Origin of the sequence: Caulobacter sp. BE254 (genome assembly GCF_031457295.1) — a bacterium.
GTDB lineage: Bacteria > Pseudomonadota > Alphaproteobacteria > Caulobacterales > Caulobacteraceae > Caulobacter.
This window is the reverse complement of record NZ_JAVDWJ010000001.1, coordinates 138,372-159,274: the sequence shown is the minus strand read 5'-3', so window position 1 is coordinate 159,274 and position 20,903 is coordinate 138,372. Positions and strand designations below refer to the sequence as shown.

The 20,903-nt window shown below is 67.8% G+C and carries 20 protein-coding genes and 1 pseudogene; 7 read left to right on the top strand and 14 right to left on the bottom strand.

Annotation, left to right across the window (positions count from 1 at the left end; all coding sequences use genetic code 11):
- Positions 1-228 precede the first annotated feature (228 nt).
- The 3 genes from J2X41_RS00735 to J2X41_RS00725 form a co-directional block, all read right to left on the bottom strand.
- On the bottom strand, positions 229-930 hold the full coding sequence (locus tag J2X41_RS00735) for a chromosomal replication initiator DnaA (protein WP_310078829.1): 702 nt from the start codon (positions 928-930) through the stop codon (positions 229-231).
- 124 nt (positions 931-1,054) lie between these two features.
- On the bottom strand, positions 1,055-1,546 hold the full coding sequence (locus tag J2X41_RS00730) for a hypothetical protein (protein ID WP_310078828.1): 492 nt from the start codon (positions 1,544-1,546) through the stop codon (positions 1,055-1,057).
- Positions 1,543-1,911, bottom strand: a complete 369-nt coding sequence (locus J2X41_RS00725; RefSeq protein WP_310078827.1) for a hypothetical protein — start codon at positions 1,909-1,911, stop codon at positions 1,543-1,545. Before J2X41_RS00725 ends, J2X41_RS00730 begins: the two co-directional genes overlap by 4 nt.
- A 93-nt stretch (positions 1,912-2,004) precedes the next feature.
- Between J2X41_RS00725 and J2X41_RS00720 the strand changes: the two genes are divergently transcribed.
- The 3 genes and pseudogenes from J2X41_RS00720 (at position 2,005) to aspS (ending at position 5,480) form a co-directional block, all read left to right on the top strand.
- Positions 2,005-2,718: an EcsC family protein gene (locus tag J2X41_RS00720; RefSeq protein WP_310079833.1), complete on the top strand. Its 714-nt coding sequence runs from the start codon at positions 2,005-2,007 to the stop codon at positions 2,716-2,718.
- 286 nt (positions 2,719-3,004) lie between these two features.
- Positions 3,005-3,102 (top strand): annotated as a pseudogene (locus tag J2X41_RS25215) (hypothetical protein); the annotation flags it as partial.
- A gap of 539 nt (positions 3,103-3,641) precedes the next feature.
- Positions 3,642-5,480: an aspartate--tRNA ligase gene (gene aspS / locus J2X41_RS00715; protein WP_310078825.1), complete on the top strand. Its 1,839-nt coding sequence runs from the start codon at positions 3,642-3,644 to the stop codon at positions 5,478-5,480.
- Between the two features lie 83 nt (positions 5,481-5,563).
- Here the strand turns inward: aspS and J2X41_RS00710 are convergent, their stop codons facing one another.
- From J2X41_RS00710 to J2X41_RS00700, 3 genes are all read right to left on the bottom strand, one after another.
- Positions 5,564-6,499 carry a pentapeptide repeat-containing protein gene (locus J2X41_RS00710; RefSeq protein ID WP_310078823.1) on the bottom strand — a complete coding sequence of 312 codons (936 nt, stop codon included), beginning with the start codon at positions 6,497-6,499 and terminating at the stop codon, positions 5,564-5,566.
- 97 nt (positions 6,500-6,596) lie between these two features.
- Positions 6,597-7,091 carry a pentapeptide repeat-containing protein gene (locus J2X41_RS00705; RefSeq protein WP_310078822.1) on the bottom strand — a complete coding sequence of 165 codons (495 nt, stop codon included), beginning with the start codon at positions 7,089-7,091 and terminating at the stop codon, positions 6,597-6,599.
- A gap of 69 nt (positions 7,092-7,160) precedes the next feature.
- The gene (locus tag J2X41_RS00700) at positions 7,161-9,935 is read right to left on the bottom strand and encodes a ribonucleotide reductase (RefSeq protein ID WP_310078821.1); all 2,775 of its coding nucleotides are present in this window, start codon (positions 9,933-9,935) and stop codon (positions 7,161-7,163) included.
- A gap of 245 nt (positions 9,936-10,180) precedes the next feature.
- Between J2X41_RS00700 and J2X41_RS00695 the strand changes: the two genes are divergently transcribed.
- A complete protein-coding gene (locus J2X41_RS00695) occupies positions 10,181-10,576 on the top strand; it encodes an NADH:ubiquinone oxidoreductase subunit NDUFA12 (RefSeq protein ID WP_310078820.1) in 396 nt (131 codons plus the stop codon).
- Position 10,577: 1 nt separating this feature from the next.
- Positions 10,578-11,228 (top strand): DUF2155 domain-containing protein, encoded by a 651-nt coding sequence (locus J2X41_RS00690; protein ID WP_310078819.1) that lies wholly within the window; start codon positions 10,578-10,580, stop codon positions 11,226-11,228.
- Here the strand turns inward: J2X41_RS00690 and aat are convergent.
- The 4 genes from aat to J2X41_RS00670 are packed head-to-tail and all read right to left on the bottom strand — an operon-like array spanning position 11,165 to position 14,188.
- Entirely contained in the window at positions 11,165-11,818 is a 654-nt protein-coding gene (aat, locus tag J2X41_RS00685; protein ID WP_310078818.1) for a leucyl/phenylalanyl-tRNA--protein transferase, read from the bottom strand. The genes J2X41_RS00690 and aat overlap by 64 nt on opposite strands.
- A gap of 30 nt (positions 11,819-11,848) precedes the next feature.
- The gene (gene accC / locus J2X41_RS00680; RefSeq protein ID WP_310078817.1) at positions 11,849-13,192 is read right to left on the bottom strand and encodes an acetyl-CoA carboxylase biotin carboxylase subunit; all 1,344 of its coding nucleotides are present in this window, start codon (positions 13,190-13,192) and stop codon (positions 11,849-11,851) included.
- A gap of 5 nt (positions 13,193-13,197) precedes the next feature.
- Positions 13,198-13,704 (bottom strand): acetyl-CoA carboxylase biotin carboxyl carrier protein, encoded by a 507-nt coding sequence (accB, locus tag J2X41_RS00675; RefSeq protein WP_310078816.1) that lies wholly within the window; start codon positions 13,702-13,704, stop codon positions 13,198-13,200.
- Between the two features lie 40 nt (positions 13,705-13,744).
- Positions 13,745-14,188, bottom strand: a complete 444-nt coding sequence (locus tag J2X41_RS00670; RefSeq protein ID WP_310078814.1) for a type II 3-dehydroquinate dehydratase — start codon at positions 14,186-14,188, stop codon at positions 13,745-13,747.
- A gap of 79 nt (positions 14,189-14,267) precedes the next feature.
- Here J2X41_RS00670 and thiS point away from each other — a divergent pair, with 79 nt between their 5' ends.
- Both thiS and J2X41_RS00660 read left to right on the top strand, forming a co-directional pair.
- A complete protein-coding gene (gene thiS, locus J2X41_RS00665) occupies positions 14,268-14,468 on the top strand; it encodes a sulfur carrier protein ThiS (RefSeq protein ID WP_310078813.1) in 201 nt (66 codons plus the stop codon).
- Between the two features lie 45 nt (positions 14,469-14,513).
- Positions 14,514-15,326 carry a thiazole synthase gene (locus J2X41_RS00660; RefSeq protein ID WP_310078812.1) on the top strand — a complete coding sequence of 271 codons (813 nt, stop codon included), beginning with the start codon at positions 14,514-14,516 and terminating at the stop codon, positions 15,324-15,326.
- Here J2X41_RS00660 and J2X41_RS00655 read toward each other — a convergent pair.
- The 4 genes from J2X41_RS00655 to J2X41_RS00640 all read right to left on the bottom strand — a co-directional run bounded on the left by J2X41_RS00655 (position 15,323) and on the right by J2X41_RS00640 (position 20,503).
- Positions 15,323-16,060 carry a DsbA family protein gene (locus tag J2X41_RS00655; protein WP_310078811.1) on the bottom strand — a complete coding sequence of 246 codons (738 nt, stop codon included), beginning with the start codon at positions 16,058-16,060 and terminating at the stop codon, positions 15,323-15,325. The genes J2X41_RS00660 and J2X41_RS00655 overlap by 4 nt on opposite strands.
- 23 nt (positions 16,061-16,083) lie before the next feature.
- On the bottom strand, positions 16,084-17,514 hold the full coding sequence (locus tag J2X41_RS00650) for a M48 family metalloprotease (protein ID WP_310078810.1): 1,431 nt from the start codon (positions 17,512-17,514) through the stop codon (positions 16,084-16,086).
- A gap of 147 nt (positions 17,515-17,661) precedes the next feature.
- The gene (locus tag J2X41_RS00645) at positions 17,662-20,361 is read right to left on the bottom strand and encodes a ribonuclease E/G (RefSeq protein WP_310078809.1); all 2,700 of its coding nucleotides are present in this window, start codon (positions 20,359-20,361) and stop codon (positions 17,662-17,664) included.
- Positions 20,285-20,503, bottom strand: coding sequence for a hypothetical protein (locus J2X41_RS00640; RefSeq protein ID WP_310078808.1), 219 nt, complete (start codon positions 20,501-20,503; stop codon positions 20,285-20,287). The genes J2X41_RS00645 and J2X41_RS00640 overlap by 77 nt, the downstream gene beginning before the upstream one ends.
- Positions 20,504-20,903 lie beyond the last annotated feature (400 nt).

Sequence of the window (20,903 nt, the reverse complement as noted above, 5' to 3'; positions counted from 1 at the left end):
TACTGTGCACAGAGTGACGGAGGGTGGTGACAGGAGCAAGACATTGGGGACGGGGGACTGCCAGGGCGGCCGCGAAACCATCGTCATCCACACAACCCGTTGTCATCCCGGAAGCCTCGCAGAGGCTGTCCTGGACCCAGGGGACTGGGCTGAGGCGGTGCGGCTGTCCTGGATCCCGGACAGCGCTACGCGCTTCCGGGATGACAACGGCAATAGGGCGAGGGCGGACTACTCGTCCTCCTCGTCCTCCGCCTCCCCGAAATCCAGCACCGCCAACGCCAGGGCCTTGTTGACCTCGCGGCCCTGCTGGATCGACGCCTCGTCCAGCGCGCTCACCGCCGCCAGGGCCGCGGGCGCCGACCTCGGCAAGCGCGCCATCAGGTAGGGATAGAGGTCCGCCGCCGGCCGGATGCCCGCCGCCTCGAAGCCGCGCCGCAGCACCGCCTCCAGCACCACGTCGTCGGGCTCGGCGATCCGGGCTACGGTCAGGGCGTTGAGCCGCGAGCGCAGGTCGGGGACGCCCGCGTCCCAGGCCACCGGGGCCAGGCGGCCGGTCAGCAGCAGGCTGCCGCCGTCGACCCCGGCCATGTTGATCAGGTGGAACAGGGTCTCGTCGTCGACCAGGTCGCCTTCAGTGCGGCGGTCGGCGTCCTCGACCAGCAGCGGCCGGCCGCGCAGGGCGGCCAGGTCCAGCGGCCCGACACCGGTGGAGGCGGCCTTGATGACCACGGCCGAGGTCCGCCGCGCCCAGTCGCGCGCCAGGTGGGTCTTGCCCGTCCCCGCCGGCCCGACCAGGGCCAGCCGCCCGTCGGGCCAGGCCGGCCAGGCGTCCAGCCCCTCCAGCGCCTCGGCGTTGGTCGGCGACGACGCGAACGACTCCCGGTCCCAGCGGGGCGGGACGGTCAGCGGCAGTCGGAACTGACGGGGCAAGGCGGCGTCCGGACAGGGTTACTCGGTTACCGGAGATATAGGGCCGGCAAGCGGGCAGGGCGAGGTGGGCGGACGGTTTGGCTGGGGATGAGGGGCGGGGAGGTGTGGATGGGGTTGAAGGAACTCATCTTCCTAGACCAATAAAGGTCCCCACGTTGTTCATGGAGCTTTTGGAAAAACTCATTCCGCCAACCCTAAGCCCATTCTTATCGCCAATCATGTTTATACCAATTGGCGTGAGATCAACCATGTCGATATCGATAGAAGTTTTGCTGCTTCTAACGATTCTGATAATCCTTTTTCCAAAAGCAAAAATCTCCACCACGGCAGCGCTGGAGATGGAGGGTATCCCATTGCTTACCGTGACTACGAACTGCGGCGAAAGCGCTGCATTTCTTTCAATGGCAGGTGTCCATTTTGAAAATGATTTATCTGCGGGAGCCCTGACCCACACATATGGCACGGCACCTTGGCCGATGAGTATCGGGTGCGATCCAGCGATTTCAATTAAAAATCTTACGTTTGTAAGCTTGTTGCTGCAGAAATTAACCTCAGAATATGGCGCATAATCAAACGGGACATCTTCAATTTCGCTTCTTGCGATGTGAGGTGTCATTTGGAAGACCGATCTTTGAAATATGTTCTTATTTCTGATATTACTCTTTTCCTTTCGACATCAGCAATGATGGCTATAATTCCAAATATAATTGTTATTATAAAGAGTATTGCTAGAGAGGTAAGTTCGTATTTTGGCACCTCTGTTTTTGTTATCCACTTTCCAACCACAACGACTGCGGTTGCAGTAATTGAGCTAAATATAGCTCCCGCTGCGGTCACAGAGTAGTTAAGTGTGCTCATTCTTACCCATTGAACTTCTTGCAACGGGTAGTAATTCGCAATGTATTCGTGCGGCGGCGTAAGCAGTTCCTTTGCGGGAACGAGCTGCGGTTCCGTTAGGTTGGACGTGCCGTCAGATGGCATGTTGCGCTGGATCTTCGGTGATTTGGCACACGCAACCTCCACCATTGCCGTGCCAGTTGCAACTATAAGACGGAGCAGTGGAGTTCCTAGATGATGGGCATTTCATCCGACCTCGCCGCCTGGCGCGCCCGCATCACCAAGCCCGCCGGGCCGTTGGGCAAGGCCTCGCGGGCCGTGCAGCGGAAGATCAACACGATCATTCCCGAGAAGGTCCACGCCGCGATCACCGCCGCCATGGAGGCCATGACCCGGGCGATCCTGACCGGGGCCGATTTCGCCACGGCCTCGCCGCTCCAAAACGCCACGCTCGAGCAGCGCGAGGCCAAGGTGGCGGCCGCGATCCAGGGCTGGAAGACCGCCGCCGGGGCCGAGGGCGGGGTGGCCGGGGCGGGCGGGTTCCTGCTGGCGGCGGCCGACTTCCCGCTGCTGATGAGCTTCAAACTGAAGCTGCTGTTCGAGATCGCCGCCCTCTACGGCCACGACGGCAGCGTGCTGAGCGAGCGGCTCTATATCCTGCACATCTTCGAGCTGGCCTTCTCGGACGTGGAGCACCGCGTCAAGGTGCTGGAGGCCATGGACGACTGGGACGCGCGCGCCCACCCGGCCGACCTGAAGGGCTTCGACTGGCGCGCGTTCCAGCAGCAGTACCGCGACCACATCGACCTGGCCAAGCTGGCCCAGTTGCTGCCCGTGGTCGGCGCCCCGGTGGGGGCCGTGGTCAACTGGCGGCTGACGGCGCATCTGGGGAAGACGGCGATAATGGCCTACCGGATGCGGTGGCTGGCGCGGGAAGGGCGGGACGCGTGAGCTGGGGACGCGCACTCACGGCAGAGCATCAGCCGGATTGCAAGGGGCTGTGTGTGAGTGCGTGTCCCCAAAGTCGTCCGCTGAGCTTGGCGTGAAGGCCCATGGCGCCGGGTGACGGTGGGGACACGCACTCACCCCACGTTTGGAGGCCGATGGGCCCGGGCCTTGCCGTGAGTGCGCGTCCCCGGCGGCTTATGCTCGGCGTTCAGCCAACAAAGCCCCATGATTTCAACACCCTGAACTTTCTCGACCCGATTTGGTCCCCACCCTTCCAGACCGCCGTATCCTGATCCCACCTCGACGCAGGGAAAGGGCGCATGGCCAGCGACCGATGCGGCGGCGGGGGGCGATCGAGCGGGAAGCTCCGTCGGCGGTCCCTTGGGACCAAACCTCGCGTCTCCAGGGCCGGCCGGGCATGGAACACTAAAACGGCGTGGCGCGAGGGCTGGCGGCGCAACAGGCGGGCGGTGACGCGCTCGCGGTCCGGGACCGGGGTTCGTTGACCTGGCCCGCCCGTCGGAGGCTTCAAGGCGGCGAGGCTCCAACAGGGCTCAGCGCCGCGGGCTTCCGGATAACGACCGCGCGGAGCGATCGGGCTTCGTCGAAAACGGTTACTACTCAAACACTCCGGACGATGTCCGGCGCTCCGCGTCCCTTTCCATCAGCTCAGCGGCCAGCCGCGTGAGGCGGCGAAGCCGCGCCAGTCAGATCCTCCCCCTGTGGGGGAGGTGTCGGCGCAGCCGACGGTGGGGGGAGTGATCGGCCGGTGGCCGGACCTACGATCGACAATCCGAAAACGCCCCCCACCGGCCTTCGGCCGCCTCCCCCACGGGGGGAGGGACTTTAGCCCCAGAATCCTTGACATCCACGCCCCCCCATGCGCCTTTCCGCGCCTTGCAAATCACGCGTTCCAAAGACTTTTCATGACCTCGACGCACGCCTATCGCACCCATACCTGCGGCGCCCTGCGGGCTTCCGACACCGGTAACGCCGTCCGCCTGTCGGGCTGGATCCACCGCAAGCGCGACCACGGCGGCCTGGTCTTCATCGACCTGCGCGACCATTACGGCCTGACCCAGCTGGTGCTGCACCCCGAGACCCCCGGTTTCGAGGTGGTCGAGCGCCTGCGCGCCGAGAGCGTGATCCGGGTCGACGGCGAGGTGGTGGCCCGCGACGCCAGCGTCGTGAACCCCAACCTGCCGACCGGCGAGATCGAGATCCGCGTCTCGGCCGTCGAGGTGCTGAGCGAGGCCGCCGAGCTGCCGCTGCCGGTGTTCGGCGAGCCGGACTATCCCGAGGAGATCCGCCTCAAGCACCGCTATCTCGACCTGCGCCGCGAGACCCTGCACAGGAACATCGTGCTGCGGTCCAAGGTGATCCAGTCGATCCGCTCGCGGATGTTCGCCCAGGGCTTCAACGAGTTCCAGACCCCGATCCTGACGGCGTCGTCGCCGGAAGGGGCCCGCGACTTCCTGGTGCCCTCGCGCCTGCATCCGGGCAAGTTCTACGCGCTGCCCCAGGCCCCCCAGCAGTTCAAGCAGCTGCTGATGGTCTCGGGCTTCGACCGCTATTTCCAGATCGCCCCGTGCTTCCGCGACGAGGACCTGCGCGCCGATCGCAGCCTGGAATTCTACCAGCTCGACGTCGAGATGAGCTTCGTCACCCAGGAAGACGTGTTCGCGGCCATCGAGCCGGTGATGCACGGGGTGTTCGAGGAATTCTCGGGCGGCAAGCCGGTGTCGCCGATCGACGGCGTCCATACCTTCACCAACGATTTCGGCGCGACGCTCGAGCACAAGGGCTTCGAGCGCCTGACCTACGCCCAGTCGATGGCCTGGTACGGCAGCGACAAGCCGGACCTGCGCAACCCGATCAAGATGGCCGACGTCTCCGGCCACTTCCGTGACGGCGGTTTTGGCCTGTTCGCCAAGATCCTCGGCGCCGACGCCAAGAACGCCATCTGGGCCATCCCGGCCCCGACCGGCGGCAGCCGCGCCTTCTGCGACCGCATGAACTCGTGGGCGCAGGGCGAGGGCCAGCCGGGCCTGGGCTATGTCTTCTGGTCGGAAGACCAGGGCGGCTGGGGCGGCCCGATCGCCAAGAACCTGGGCGAGCCGGTCCAGGCGCTGATGCAGTCGCTGGGCCTGGGCCAGGGCGACGCGGCCTTCTTCGTGGCCGGCGACCCGGCCGTGTTCGCCAAGTTCGCCGGCCTGGCCCGCACCCGCGTCGGGACCGAGCTGAAGCTGGTCGACGAGAACCAGTTCAAGTTCTGCTGGATCGTCGACTTCCCGATGTTCGAATGGAACGAGGACGAGAAGAAGGTCGACTTCTCGCACAACCCGTTCTCGATGCCGCAAGGCGGTCTGGAGGCCCTGGAGACCCAGGACCCGCTGACCATCCGCGCCTACCAGTACGACATCGTCTGCAACGGCTACGAGCTGTGCTCGGGCGCGATCCGCAACCACAAGCCGGAGATCATGCTCAAGGCCTTCGAGACCGCCGGCTACGGCGCCGAGGTGGTCGAGGCCCAGTTCGGCGGCATGCTCAACGCCTTCCGCTTCGGGGCCCCGCCGCACGGGGGCCTGGCGCCCGGCATCGACCGGATCGTCATGCTGCTGGCCGAGCAGGTGGCCATCCGCGAGGTGATCGCCTTCCCGCTGAACCAGCAGGGCCAGGACCTCTTGATGAACGCCCCGGCCGAGGCCCAGGAGCGGCAGTACAAGGAACTGCACATCCGCTCGGCCCCGCCGATCAAGGTGTAGGCCTGGCGAGGGTCCGCCCCTACGAAAAAGCCCTCCGGTCCAGAAGGATCGGAGGGCTTCTTTGTCTGGCGGCGGGGCCGGAGCTAGTTGTCCAGCTCCCTGACCGGCTTGACCGGGGCCGGCGGGCGCGGCGGTCTCGGCGGCCGGGGCGGGGCGGCCTGGCGGGCGGCGGCTGCGACCTGAGCCCGGGCGGCCTCGGCCTGGGCGCGTTCGAAGCTGGAGCTGACGCGGACGCGGACATTGACGTTGCAGCTGCGCACGCTCAGGCCGCGCGGCAGGCGGGTGCCGCCGTCGCCGCAGGCCTCGTCCAGCTGGTCCTGGTCCAGGCCCCGGGCGTTCGACAGGTCGGCCCCGCCGAGGTTGGCGCCCGACAGGTCGGCGCCGGCGAAATCGGCCCCGTTGAAGATCGCGCCGCGCAGCATCGTGCCGGTGAACTCGGCGTCACGGAACGAGGCCCGCTCATAGATGCCGCCGGTCAGGTTGCTGGCGTTCAGCTCGGCCGAGCTGAAATTGGCGCCCCGGGCGTTGACGCCCTGCAGGTTGGCGCCGATCAGCTCGCTGCTGGACAGGTTGGCGCGTTCCAGATTGGCGCCCTGGAAGCTGGCGCCGTGCAGTTCGCTGCTCGACAGGTCGACCCGGCCCAGATCGGCGCCGATGAAGTTGGCGCCGCTGCTCTCGATCCCCGACAGGCGGGCGTCGGTGAAGATGGCGTGGACGAACTTGGCGCCGCGCATCTCGGCGCCGCGCAGGTCGGCCCGCGACAGGTCCGCGTCGGTGAAGTCGGAGCCGAAGAAGCTGGCGCCGCGCAGGTCGGCCCCGATCAGGTTGGCCTTGGCGTAGTTGGCGCCGGTGAAGCGCGCGCCGGTCAGCTTGCGGCCCGACAGCTCGCAGCTCACGCAGGCGCCGCCCAGCGAGATCATCCGGGCCACGTCCTTGTCCTCGACCCCGGCATAGGCCTGGTGGGCCATGGCTGACAGGGCGAGCGACAGAGCGGCGACCGTGATCCGCAAGCGGGACATCGAAACCTCCAGACCGGTCAAGATAAGCGACCGTGTGGGTTACGATTTGGGGCCCACGGCGTCCAAGCGCCACTTAAATCGCGGTAATGACGGAAGTTTAACGGCAAGCGGGCACGGAAAGGCCGCGTGGCAGGCGGGTGGACATATCGCCGCAGGCCCGGTTCAGCTGGGCCTGGGTCAGGCCCACGGCGCGGTCCATCTCGGCTCCGGAAAGGTTCGCGCCGGCCAGGATCGCACCGCGGAAGTTTGCCCCTTCCAGATAGGCGCCGACCAGGCTGGCGTTGGTCAGGTTGGCCCCGGCGAAGCTGGCCCCGCCGAACACGCCGCCATAGAAGTTGACATCGCGCAGGTCGCCGCCGGCGAAGCTGGTGCGGTTCATCTCGGCCAGGCTGAGGTCGGCCTGGCGCAGGCGGGCGCCGGCCAGGTTCCGGCCCTTCAGCGCCAAGCCGGAGAGATCGGCCTGGAACAGGTTGCAGCGCGGACAATTGGCCCCGCCGCGGACTTGGGCGATCTGGCTGGCGTTCTGGGCCATCGCGGGACCGGCCAGGACCAGGAGGCCGGCGGCGGCGAGGATCGGGAGCAGCGGTTTCATTCTGGCACGGGTCTTTCGACGGGAACGGCGATCAAGCATGGCCACGCAAGCTTAAGGCCAGGCAAACGGCTAGCCGGCGTCGCTCTCACCGGCGGAAGCGTTGGCCTGGGTTCCGCAGCTGTCGCAGACCACCAGCCCGCCCTTGCGGCTCAGGGCCAGGTCGCCACAGGCCGGGCAGACGTCGCCGCCCTTGCCCGCTTGGGAATCCGCCGGGCGGGACTCCTGATCGCGGCGGCCGCCGAACGGCAGGAACACCAGGTTGTCGGGCGCGGCGCCGCGCGAGAAGCCCTTGGAGATGAACTTGCTGGCGGGCAGGGGTTCGGCCTCGACCTCGCCCTCCGGCGCGCCTTCGCCCCGGCCCAGGCCGTCGGCGTTGAACTCGCCCGGATCGGCGTTGGCCAGGTCGTCCCGGCCCAGGTACGAGACGCCGAGCTCGCGGAAGATATAGTCGAGGATCGAGGTCGCCGACCGGATGGAATCGTTGCCGGTGACTGGCCCGGCCGGCTCGAACTTGGTGAAGACATAGGCGTCGACGAACTCGTCCAGCGGCACGCCGTATTGCAGGCCGATCGAGATGGCGATGGCGAAATTGTTCATCAGGCTGCGGAAGGCCGCGCCTTCCTTGTGCATGTCGATGAAGATCTCGCCGACCTCGCCGTCCTCGTATTCGCCGGTGTGCAGATAGACCTTGTGGCCGCCGACCGCGGCCTTCTGGATATAGCCCTTGCGGCGATCGGGCAGCTTGCGCCGGGCGCGGCCGCCACGCTCCACGACCCGCTCGACCACCCGTTCGACGATACGCTCCTTGACCGGGGCAGGCTCGGCGACGGCGATCTCGGCGCGAGCCGCCCTGGGCGCCTCGACTTCGGCTTCGGGCAAGGACAGGGCGAAACCCGCGGGCGGCGCGGCGCGGTTCAGGCGCAGGGCCCGGACCCCGGCCCGCGCCGCCGCGGCCTGCAGGCGAGCGGCGTCGGCCGGACGAGCGTCGAAGGGCAGGTCCAGCACGGCCGGGCTGGCCAGGCAGGTGAAGGTCTCCACCGCCGCCTGCATCGCCAGCCGGTCAGCCAGGACGGGGGCCTCCACGGCGGCGAACAGCGCCCGCAGTTCGCCTTCCAGGGCCTCGCAGTCGGACAGCCGGCGCGCGCCCAGCGCATGGCGCTCGGCCGCCTCGATCTCAGCCTCGGAAAAGCCAGCGAAGGCCAGGGTGTCGAAATCGGGGTCGGCGAGGCTGTCGGCGGGAACGCCCAGGACGTCGCTGAGGAAGCCCGCGCCGATCACGGCCGGGGCGAAGGCGGCGCGCAGGTCGTCGGCCTGGCGCAGGGCGTCCTCGGCCAGTTCGATCTCGTGGGCGGTGAAGCCGCGGGCCTGCAGGAGCATGTGGTCGATCGCCGGAGCCTCGGCCAGCGAGCCGTGGCCCATGGCGTGACGGCGGGCGGCGTCGAAGTCGGCGCCCGCTTCGGTCAGGCAGAGGTGCGCCGCGGCGCTGAAGGTGGGGACCAGCAGGCCGTCGGCGGTCTGCGCGGTCGAGACCGGTGTGGCGGCGGCGGCATGGCCCAGGGGCTTGCCCCCCAGCCGAAGGGCCGCCTCCGCATCGGCGAAGGCTGCGACCAGGCGGGACGAGCGCAGGCCGTGTTTACGCGCCAGGCCATGGGCGACCGCCAGGGTCGCGGCGGCCTCCGAAGCCAGGGGCGAGCGCAGGGCGGCGGCGCGCACGCGGCGCTCGGCCAGGCCGCGCAGCACCGTCTGGCGCTCCTGGGCGAAGGTGGGATCGGCGCCAAGCGCGGCGGCGGCTTCGGCGCTGGCGCTGAGCGCGGCGCCGACCGCCAGGGCCCAAAGCGCCGAGGCGGCGTCGCGCCCCAGTTCGCCGGCGGCGGAGAGGCCTTGGGTCAGCAGCCAGTCGCCGACCCCCGCCAGGCCGATCTCGGACGGGCGGTCGCCGCGCTCGATCTCCAGGGCCGTGGCCCACAGGCCGACCACCTGGTTGAAACCGGCCGTGTCGAAGGTTTCACCGTGCTGGAAGGCGGCGACGTCGATCGCCGCGCGAACCGGCGCGCCTCGCGCCAGGGCATCGGCGTCTTCGGGCGACAAGGCCAGCACCAGGGCGCTGGTCTCCCAGCCGACCTGGGCGGCGAAAGTGGCGGCTTCGTCCACCGCCGCAACACCCTGACGGGAAGCCGAGGCGACGAGCGGGACGGGGGCCTTCGCGTCCCGCTCGATCAGGCCCGTGCGGGGCGCGCCGGCCAGGGCGATCGCGTCGAGGATCATCCGGTCGTCGGCGCCCAGGTCGCGAGCCCGGCGGGCGGCGCGGCCGAGCGCACTGTTCTTGGACGGATCGGCGCAGGCCTTGGCGTCGCCGTGGCAGCGCTGGACGGCGTCGCCGACTTGGGCCAGGGCGGCGTCGAGGCGCGCCGCGGCCCTGGCGGCCAGGCGCGCCGATCGCCAGTGCGTCAGGTGACCCTCGGCGGCTGGCTTGAACTCGATTTCCCCGATGTCGGGCAGGCGCTGCGGCGCGGTCGCGCCGCCGGCCGGCGAGGCCGCGCCGTTCAGCATGGTGGCCAGCAGGGCGTCGCGGAAGGCGTCGGCGTCGGCGGCGTCGCCGAACAGGCCGTCGGCCAGGCCCGTCCTGGCCAGGCGGTCGGCGTAGCGGGCGGGGCCGCCGCCCAGCGGCGCCTGGGGATCGACCACGCCGTCGTTCTGGTCGCGAGCCGCCCAGTCCAGCCAGGCTTCGACCCGAGCGTCCGTCCAATCCTCAGGCGCCAATACCTCGATGACGGCGCCGGGGCGCTCGATCTCGCGCAAGGCGACGCGCGGGGCGTAGGCGGAGTGTCTGGACTGGATGCGCATGGGCGATTCCGCGGCCTGGGCGCCGAGGTGCGCCAAGAATTAGCCATCCTAGATCGCCGAACGGCGGCCTTCAATAGATGTGGGGTGTCGCAACCTCCTGATCCACAAGATGTTGAAACGCCAACGTCGCGCCGGATGCTGGACGCTGGGAGGTCGCCGACCTATAGTCCGGCCGCTTCGCAACGCCTTGGCGTTGCCCGAAACCCTCCCGAATCCGGGACCCTTGCGAGATTGGTGCTGACGCGGTGCTGAAAGCGATCTTCACGTGGTGGAACGGCGCGACCATCGGTCAGCGCTTCCACATTAGCCGTCGCGGCGTGTTCGTGGGCCAGGACGACTATGGCAACCGCTACTTCGAGGCGCGCGACAACAGCGACAGCTATGACGACCGCAAGCGTCGCTGGGTCATCTATGACGGCTATGCCGAGGCCTCCAAGGTGCCGCCCGAATGGAGCGGCTGGCTGCACTATACCTTCGACGAGCCGCCGACCACGGCGCCGCTGAAGCGTCGCGCCTGGGAAAAGGACCACCATCCCAACCTGACCGGCACGATCCACGCCTGGCGTCCGAAGGGCTCGCTGACCCGCGGCGGCGAACGCGCGGCGGCGACCAGCGACTACAAGCCCTGGTTCCCCGAATAGGATGACGACCCGCCGGTCCTTGACAGGCGTGGCGGTGCTGGCCCTGGCGGGTTCGCTCGCCGGCGGCGGAGCCTGGGCGCTGCAGAACGCGCCGCAGCAACCGCCGGCCGCCCAGACGCCGCCGACGGCGCTCACGCCGGCCCCGATCCCCGCGCCACAGCAGTCGCGCCCCGCGCCAGCACCGCGTCCAGCGCCGCCAGCCGCGGCGACGTCGGCTTCCACGACAGCCGCGCAGGCTCAGCCCGCGACGGCCGCCAAACCGACGACGACGCCCGACAAGCCGGCCGAACCCCTCAAGCGGGCGCGCTCGTCGGTCGCCATCCTCCAGGCGCTGGACAAGGTCACGACCGAGACGATGAGGTTCGAGGCGCCGGTGGGTCAGCCGATCCGCTACAAGACCCTGATCTTCACGGTCCGCGCCTGCGAGACGACCGCGCCCGACGAGGACGCCCCGGACTCGGTGGCCTACGTCACGGTCGACACCCAGCCCAAGGCTTTGCCCGGCCGCGTGGCGCCGCCCGGCCGCCAGATCTACAAGGGCTGGATGTACGCCAATTCCCCGGGCCTGAACCCGCTGGAGCATCCCGTCTATGACGCCTGGCTGATCGCCTGCAAGACCTCCGCGCCGGTCGCGCCCGCCGCCAGCCGGTAGAAGTCGGCCTGGGCCGTCCAGGCCCGGCCCAGCCGGCGGCGATAGTCCGCACGCGAGATTTCCACCGTTCCGAACTGTTCGAGATGCTCAGTGATGAACTGCGTGTCGAGCAAGCGGTAGTCGCCGGCGATCAGCCGGCCCGCCAGATGGACCAAGGCGACCTTGCTGGCGTCCCGGCGGGTCGAGAACATGCTCTCGCCGAAGAAGCAGGCGCCGAACGCCACGCCATAGAGCCCGCCGACCAGTTCCTCGCCGTCCCAGCACTCGACGCTGTGCGCCAAGCCCCGCGCGAACAGCTGGCCGTAGAGCCGCTGGATCGGATTGTTGATCCAGGTTTCCAACCGCCCCGGCCGGGCGGTCGCGCAGGCTTCGACCACGGCGTCGAAGGCGGTGTCGATGCGGATCTCGAATGGCTGAGCCCGGACCGTGCGAGCCAGGCGGCGCGGGACGTGCACGCCGTCCAGCGGCAGCACGCCCCGGCGTTCCGGGTCGATCAGGAAGATGCTCTCGTCCTGGCGAGCGTCCGCCATCGGAAAGACGCCACGCTCGTAGCAGGCGATGAGATCATCGACCGTGAAGGCGTCGTCCATGGCGTTCCGCCCGACCCTTTGAGCAGGCCTCTAGCCCTGCGCCTTGATCCAGCGCTCCAGCCAATGGATGTCGTAATCGCCGGCCAGGATGTCGGGTTGCACCAGCAGGTCCTGAAACAGCGGGATCGTGGTCTCGATGCCGCCGACGACCATCTCGCCCAGGCAACGACGCAGGCGCGCGATGCACTCCTCGCGGTCGCGGCCGTGGACGATCAGCTTGCCGATCAGGCTGTCGTAATAGGGCGGGATCGCGTAGCCGGTATAGATCGCCGAATCCAGCCGCACGCCCAGGCCGCCGGGGGCGTGGAAGTCGGTGATGGTGCCCGGCGAGGGCGTGAAGGTCCGCGCGTTCTCGGCGTTGATCCGGCACTCGATGGCGTGGCCTTCGAACACCACCTCGTCCTGGGTGAAGGACAGGGGCAGGCCGGCGGCGATGCGGATCTGCTCGCGCACCAGGTCGATGCCGGTGATGGCCTCGGTGACCGGATGCTCGACCTGCAGTCGGGTGTTCATCTCGATGAAGAAGAACTCGCCGTTCTCCCACAGGAACTCGATGGTGCCGACGCCGAGATAGCCGATGGCCTTGACCGCATCGACGACGATCTTGCCGATCTTGGCGCGGTCGGCCGCGCCCAGGGCGGGCGAGGGGGCCTCTTCCAGCACCTTCTGGTGGCGGCGCTGCAGCGAGCAGTCGCGCTCGCCCAGGTGCACGACGTTGCCGTGGCTGTCGGCGATGACCTGCAGCTCGATGTGGCGCGGCTTCTGGAGGTAGCGCTCCATATAGACAGTGTCGTCGCCGAACGCCGCTCGGGCCTCCGAGCGGGCGGTGGAGACGGCTTCGGCCAGGTCCTCGCGGGTCTGGGCCACCTTCATGCCGCGGCCGCCGCCGCCGGAGGCGGCCTTGATCAGCACCGGGAAGCCGATCTGCTCGGCGGCCGCGAAGGCCTCTTCCTCGGTCGACACGCCGCCGTCCGAGCCGGGGACCACGGGAATGCCGGCGTCCTTGACGGCCTGCTTGGCGGTGATCTTGTCGCCCATCATCCGGATGTGTTCCGGCTTGGGCCCGATGAAGGTGTAGCCGTGGGCCCCGACGATCTCGGCGAAGCGGGCGTTTTCCGACAGGAAGCCGTAGCCCGGGTGGATCGCCTGGGCGCCGGTGATCTCGGCGGCCGCGATGATCGATGGGATGTTCAGATACGACTTGGCGGCCGAGGCCGGGCCGATGCAGACGCTCTCGTCGGCCAGCCGCACCCACATGGAATTGGCGTCGGCTTCGGAATGGACCGCCACTGTGGCGATGCCCATTTCCTTGCAGGCGCGGTGAACCCGAAGCGCGATCTCGCCTCGGTTGGCGATGAGGATCTTGTCAAACATGCCGATTACTCGACGATGACGAGCGGCTCGCCGAATTCGACGGGCTGGGCGTCTGCCACCAGGATCTCGACGATCTTCCCGGCCTTGGGCGCCGAGATCGGGTTCATGGTCTTCATGGCTTCGACGATCAGCAGGGTCTGGCCGGCGGTGACGGTATCGCCCACCTTGATGAAGGCGTCGGCGCCGGGCTGGGGCGACAGGTAGACGGTGCCGACCATCGGCGACTTCACGGCCTCGCCCGCGTGGGCGGCCGGCGCGGGCGCGGCGGCTTCGGTGGCGGGCGCGAGGGCGGCCGGAGCCGGCGCATAGGCCGGGGCGGCGGGGGCGTGGACATATTGCGTCGCTGCTGCGGCGACGGTCAGTTCGCGGGCCACCCGGATCTTCAGGCCCGCGTGCTCGACCTCGATCTCCGACAGGCCCGTGTCCTTCAGGATGTCGGCCAGCTTGCGGACCAGGCGGGCGTCGATCGACGGGGTCTCGACCGGATCGGCGGGGGCCTTGGGATTGGACATGGAAGCTTACCTTGCTGTCTTCTGAAGCCGGGGTCGCCGGCTAGTTCGCGCCGATCAGGCCGGCTGCGGCCTCGATCGCCAGTTCATAGCTCGCCGCGCCAAAGCCGGAGACGATCCCGGTCGCCGCGAGCGAAACGAAGGTGTGGCGGCGGAAATCCTCACGCGCCGCCGGGTTCGACAGGTGACACTCGATGACCGGTATATTCAAGGTCTTCAGGGCGTCGAGGAGGGCGATCGACGTATGTCCATAGCCCGCCGGATTGATCACCAACGCGCAGGCTTCCGTCCGGGCTTCCTGAACCCAGTCGATCAGCACACCTTCGTGATTGCTTTGCCGGAAGACGACGGAAAGACCCCGAGCGGCCGCCCGCGCCTCGCAGCGCGTACGGACATCGTCGAGCGTGTCCTTGCCGTAGATCTCGGGCTCGCGCGTTCCCAACAGGTTGAGGTTGGGTCCGCTCAGCACATGGATCGGTTTTACCATTCGGCTCCGCCGTCGATTCCGGGAGGTCTTGTATAGCCGGTTCCCCCGCGTCACAAGCAGGGCTCGCTTCGGAGGTGACATGAGGCTTCTACTGAACGGCGAAGAACGGCAGATCGCCGGCATTATCAGCATCGCGGATCTTGTATCCGCCCTGGGCCTGGACGCCCGCAAGGTGGCGGTGGAGCGCAATCTCGAGATCGCGCCGCGCTCGACCTATGCCGATACCGCCCTGGCTGACGGCGACCGGATCGAGATCGTTACTTTCATCGGCGGCGGCTAGGCCTGGACGTTTGAAACCCTGGACGCGGAGGCGTAAACCGGGCCCATGAACGCGCACGTGCCCCCCGAATCCGCCATCGCCACCGTCGAAGACGACTCCTGGACCGTCGCTGGCCGCACCTTCCGCTCGCGACTGATCGTCGGCACCGGCAAGTACAAGGACTACGCCACCAACGCCGCCGCGGCGAAGGCGGCGGGCGCCGAGATCGTCACCGTGGCGGTGCGGCGGGTGAACCTGACGGACCCGACCCATCCGCTGCTGGTCGACTATGTCAAACCCACCGAATTCACCTTCCTGCCCAACACCGCCGGCTGCTTCACCGGCGAGGACGCGGTGCGCACCCTGCGCCTGGCCCGCGAGGCCGGCGGCTGGGACCTGGTGAAGCTGGAGGTGCTGTCTGATCCCAAGACCCTCTATCCGGACATGGAAGAGACCCTGCGGTCGCTGAAGCTGCTGGTCGCCGAAGGCTTCCAGGTCATGGTCTATTGCTCGGACGACCCGGTCTACGCCCGCAAGCTGGAAGAGGCCGGCGCGGTGGCGATCATGCCGTTGGGCGCGCCGATCGGCTCGGGCCTGGGCATCCAGAACCGCGTGAACCTGCGGATCATCGTCGAGAACGCCAAGGTGCCGGTGCTGGTCGACGCCGGGGTGGGCACGGCTTCGGACGCGGCGATCGGCATGGAGCTGGGCTGCGACGCCATCCTGATGAACACCGCCATCGCCGAGGCCAAGGATCCGATCCGCATGGCCAGGGCGATGAAACACGCGGTGATCGCCGGTCGCGAAGCCTATTTGGCGGGCCGGATGCAGAAGCGGCTCTACGCCGATCCCAGCTCGCCCCTAGCTGGCCTGATCTAGACCTTCTTGGCCCTGCCCGCCCGGGCCTGGTCGATCGCCAGGTTCAGGGCGTGCATATCGGCGCCGGGGATCATCTGGTCGCCGACGAAGAAGGCGGGCGTGCCTTCGATGGCCAGGGCCTCGGCCAGGGCGTGGGTGTCGGCCAGGTGCTGGGTGACGGCTTCGGAGGTCCCCGACGCGCGAGCCTTGGACAGGTCGATGTCGAGCTGCTGGGCGACGCGCATGACGCCGGCCTCGTCGAGGCTCTTTTCGGCCATCAGGCGCTTGTGCAGTTCGATCGTCTTGCCCTGGTCCTTGGCGCCCAGGACCATGCGGGCCGCGACCTCGGAATCATGGCCGAAGATCACGAAGTCCTTGAAGACGAAGCGCACGTCCGGGTTCTTCTGGATCAGCTCGACGATCTGCGGCGCGGCCAGCTTGCAGTAGCCGCAGCGGTAATCGAAGAACTCGACGACCGTGATCGAACCGTTTGGATTGGCCACGAAGTCACGCGGATCGCGTTCCAGCGCCTGACGATATTTGTTGATCGCGCCCTTGGCGTTCTTCGTCTTCTCGGCGGTCTGCTTTTCCTGCAGCTTGGCGCTCATCTCGACCAGCACCTCGGGATGCTCGATCAGATAGGCATGGACCTTCTCGCCGAACGCCTTGTCGGCGTTGGCCTGTCCGCAACCGATCAGGGAAAGGGCGGCGATGGACGCGGCGGCCAACGCCAGCGGACGGGTCTTCAGGGGCATGGAAATCTCTGGAGGAGGGCGGCCTAGCGGCGCAGGCCCGAGGTGACGGCGCCTTCCTTGGCCAGGTCCTTGAGGTCCTGGTTGGAAGGGTTGGAGGTCAGGACGATGTCGGTGGCGCGGCGCCATTCCACGCTGTCCTTCTTGAGCAGTTCGCGGGCCCGCATGGCGAAGACCCGGGCTTCCTGGGTGGCGCCCATGTTGAAATACTGCTCGGCGGTGGCGAGGCGGGCCTGGCCGTCTTCGCCGCGCTTGTCATAGGCCTGGGCCAGCAGGCGCCAGGCGACGGAATTGTCGCTCTCGTCCAGCAGCGAGCGCTTCAGCTCGTTGATGCCTTCCTCGACCTTCTTGGGATCGTCGAGCCCGATCAGCGTCTGGCCCAGATTGACCCGCAGCAAGGCGGCGTCGGGCTTCAGCGCCACCGAGCGGCGTTGCGGTTCCTCGGCGTCCTTGACCCGGTTGAACTCGAACAGGATCTGGCCCTTCAGCTCCCAGAGGTAGGGATTGTTGGGGTTCTCGGAGATCAGTCCATCGAGGATCTTCAGGGCCCGGTCGGGCTCCTTCATCTGGTAATAGGCGATGGCGCGGGCGTAGCGGGCCGGGAAACCCCGGTCGTTTTCCTTGTATTTCACGATCGCCACGCCGGGATTGATGAAACCCTCCAGCTTGGCCTTCATGATCTCGTGCTCGGCCAGCGACTGCGGATCATCGACGGTGTTGTAGTGCGGCAGCTTTTCGACGCGGCCGCGCAGGGCGTCGATCCGGTCGCCCGACAGGGGGTGGCTGCGGAAATAGGCGAAGCGCCGCGACTGGTCGAAGACCTCCTGGTAGCGGAAGTTGTCGAAGAATTCGACGAGGCCGCGGCCGGACTGGCCGGTGGCTTCGAGGAAGCCGGCGCCGGCTTGGTCGGCGCGCGATTCCTGGTCCCGGCTGTAGCCCAGCGCGCCCAGTTGGCCGAAATAGGAGGCGTTGCCCATCAGCACCGCGCCGGCGTCCGGAGCGCCGGCCAGGGCGGCCAGGACGCCCAGCCCCATGGTCAGGATCATCGGCTTGAGGCCGGCGCGCATCATCTCGCCCGAGCGCAGCGGGTGCGCCCCGGCCAGGTGTCCGGTTTCGTGGGCGATGACGCCTTTCAACTGATTGGGCGTCTCGGTCTGCAGGATGAGGCCGGTGTTCAGGCCCATCATGAGCCCCTGGGTCGCGAAGGCGTTCAGTTCCTTGTCGCCGACCAGCAGAATGCGGACCGTCTTGGGATCCAGGCCGGCCGCCGCGTAGATCGGATCGGCGTCGTGGTGAAGGATTTCCTCGATCTCGGTGTCGCGGATCAGCGAGGGGCCGTCCTGCGCATGGGCCGGCGCGACAGGAGCCAGAATAGCCGCCAGCAGGGCCAGCGCCGACAGCGCCGATCCCGTCTTCCTGATCGTTCTTTCGGAAGCCGCCCTTGTCCGGGAGGTCATCGAAACTCTCCTGATCGCGCCCCCGCGCTCAAGCCGACAGTCTAGCGTGGTTCTCGACGACCTGGGAACATCCCGTTGAAGGCGTTCCATCGATATAGGCGTGAAGCTCGGCGGGACCAGGGGCCCGCCGAGCTTCATCCAGGATCGTCAGCCCCGACGCCACCAGCCGCGCTTGGGCTTCTCCGGCGGGGTCACGATCTCGGCGGGGTCGGGCTCCAGGGCGAGCGGAGCCGCTTCCACCGCGGCGACCGCGACAGGTTCCGGTTCGACGACAGGAGCGGCGATCTCGACTTCCGCCGCGACCAAGGGCGTTTCCTCGACCGTTTCGACCGAGGGCGCTTCAACAGAAGGCGCTTCGACGACGGGCGCCTCAATGGCGGCTTCGGCTGGAGTCTCGGCGTCGGCGGTCTTGCGACCCCGGCTACGAGGACGACGCGCCTTCTTGGGGGCCTCGTCCTGAGCCGGCAGTTCGACCCAGACATCGGCCGGCGGGCCTTCGATCACGGCCGGGGCCAGGGGCGCGACCTCCAGCTCGGCGACGTCGACACGCGGGGCGGGGCTGTATTCGGCGCGCGGTGCGTCGGACGTCTCGATCCGCTCGCTGCGTTCGCCACGTCCGCGCCCACGACGGCCGCTCCGCTCGCTGCGCTCGGCGCGTTCCGGACGCTCGGCCCGTTCGGCGACCGGCGCTTCGACGCGTTCCGGACGCTCGCCGCGCTCCGGGCGCTCGTTGGTCGGACGGCGGCCGTCCAGGGCTTCGGGATCGTGCCAGACGAAGGCGTTCTCGCCGAACGGCACCCGCGGACGGGTCCAGGTGAAGGCGTCGGCCGGACGATCGCCGTCCTCGCGACCGCCGCGACGACCGCCGCGACGTCCCCGACGACGACGGCGGCGACGCGATTCCTCGTCCTCGCCCTCGATGTCGCCTTCAACGCGATCCGCGCCCTCGGCGTCGGCGTCGTCGTCCTCGTCTTCGCCAGCGGCCTCGGCCGGAGCCTCGTCACGATCGTCGCGACGGCCGCCGCGGCGGCGGCGTTTGCGACCGCGTCGGCCTTCGTCTTCGGAGGTTTCGACACGGGCCGGGCGAGCGACGCGCGGCGCCTCGTCGTCCTCGCTCTCGTCCTCGTCGCCGGCGACGATGTCCTCGTCTTCTTCGTCCTCCTCGTCGTCGAAGGCCTCGTCGTCATAGACGGGCTCGGGCTCGATCGGCGCGAAGATCTGCGGGGCGGGGCGCTCGCCCAGCTCCGTGCGGTCGATGTCATGTTCGGCCTGGTGCAGGCTGTCGTCGACCAGCACCGTGACGAACAGGGCGTGGGTCTGCTGCAGGCGCAGCAGGTAGGCGCGCTTTTCGTTGAGGATGTAGATGCCGACAGGGCGGCTGACCTTCAGGGTGACGGCGCCGCCGCCTTTCAGGGCTTCGACCTCGACCGCGCGCAGGGCGGCCAGGGCGCTGGATTCGACCGAGCGGACGCGGCCGGTGCCGTCGCAGTGTTCGCAGACATGGGTGGTGCCTTCCAGCACGCCGGTGCGGCGGCGCTGGCGGCTGATTTCCATCAGGCCAAAGCCGCTGATCTTGCCCATCTGGATGCGGGCGCGATCGTCCTTGAGCGAGTCCTTGAGGACCTTCTCGACGGCGCGGTTGTTCTTGCCTTCATCCATGTCGATGAAGTCGATGACGATCAGGCCGGCCAGGTCGCGCAGGCGCAGCTGGCGGGCGGCCTCTTCAGCGGCCTCCAGGTTGGTCTTCAGCGCGGTGGCCTCGATGTTGCGCTCGCGCGTCGCCTTGCCCGAGTTGACGTCGATGGCGACCAGGGCCTCGGTCTGGTTGATCACCAGATAGCCGCCGGACCGCAGCGGCACGACTGGCGAATAGATCTGGGCCAGATGGTCCTCGATCTTGTGCTTGACGAACAGCGGGGCCGGCTCGCGGTACGGGAAGACCTTCTTGGCCTGGCTGGGCATCAGCATGCGCATGAAGTCGCGCGCTTCCTTGTAGCCGGCCTCGCCCTCGACCCAGATGCCTTCCAGGTCCTTGTCGTACATGTCGCGGATGGCGCGTTTGACGAGGTCTTCCTCCTCGTAGATCAGCGCCGGCGCGATCGAGTGCAGGGTGTTGTCGCGGATGTTTTCCCACAGCCGCAGCAGGTATTCGTAGTCGCGCTTGATCTCAGCCTTGGTCCGCTTGGCGCCGGCGGTGCGGACGATCAGGCCCATGCCCTGCGGCACGTCCAGGCCCTGCACGACGCTCTTGAGACGCTTGCGGTCGGTGACCGTGGTGATCTTGCGGCTGATCCCGCCGCCGCGGGCTGTGTTGGGCATCAGGACGCCGTAGCGGCCGGCCAGCGACAGATAGGTGGTCAGGGCCGCGCCCTTGTTGCCGCGCTCTTCCTTGACGACCTGGACCAGCATGATCTGCCGGCGGCGGATCACTTCCTGGATCTTGTACTTGCGCATCAGGCGGCGCTTGCGGCGCGCCAGTTCTTCTTCGACGGCGTCTTCCTCGTCGTCGACCGCGTCGCCGTCATCGTCCTCGCGGGCGTGATGGTGATCGTCCTCGTCGTCGTGCGAGTCGTCGCGCATCAGCGCTTCGCGGTCGGCGACCGGAATCTGGTAATAGTCCGGGTGGATTTCGTTGAAGGCCAGGAAGCCGTGGCGATTGCCGCCATATTCGATGAACGCAGCCTGCAGGCTGGGCTCAACGCGGGTCACCTTGGCGAGATAGATATTTCCTCGGAGTTGCTTTCGGGTCTGGCTCTCGAAATCGAATTCTTCAACCCGCGTACCGTCCACGACCACCACACGCGTCTCTTCGGCGTGGGCGGCGTCGATCAACATCTTCTTCGACATAAAGGGTATCTCCACGGCGCGCGGCGAACGCGAGGTTCGGGCGCCGATATGATTGAAAGGCGCGCACGTCACCGCCCGTCGCCCCGCCGAAGCGGTTGCGGAAGGTCGGTCGCCAGAGGCGGTCGGGTGCGGCGCAGCCCATAAGGTTTCTGTGTTCCTTAAACGCGCCGGAGGGCGCGGATCGGATGGAGCGTCGACGCCGGAGCGGCTTAAGGATTCGACGCGAACCCCGCGGGTCGATCCAGGCGAAGGCTTCGCGCCTCACGCTGGTAATCGAGCCCAAACTCGTTTCAGTCCGGCGGTTCCGGCCATGGACGAATTGCATCCAAGGAATGCAAGCCCGTCCGTGAGATAGGAGCCGCTCACGCTTTCCGCCATGACGATCACGGCGCTCAGCGCGCGGACCATAGTGTAGCAACATCGTATCGCAAAAGAAAAGCGCTCGACTGAGGGCCTATGCGCCGCCGTGTCGCGGCTTGGGTTAACGCTTTCTCTACCCGGAAATGCGGATATCAGTTTCGGTTTAGGTTAAGCGCCTTCGG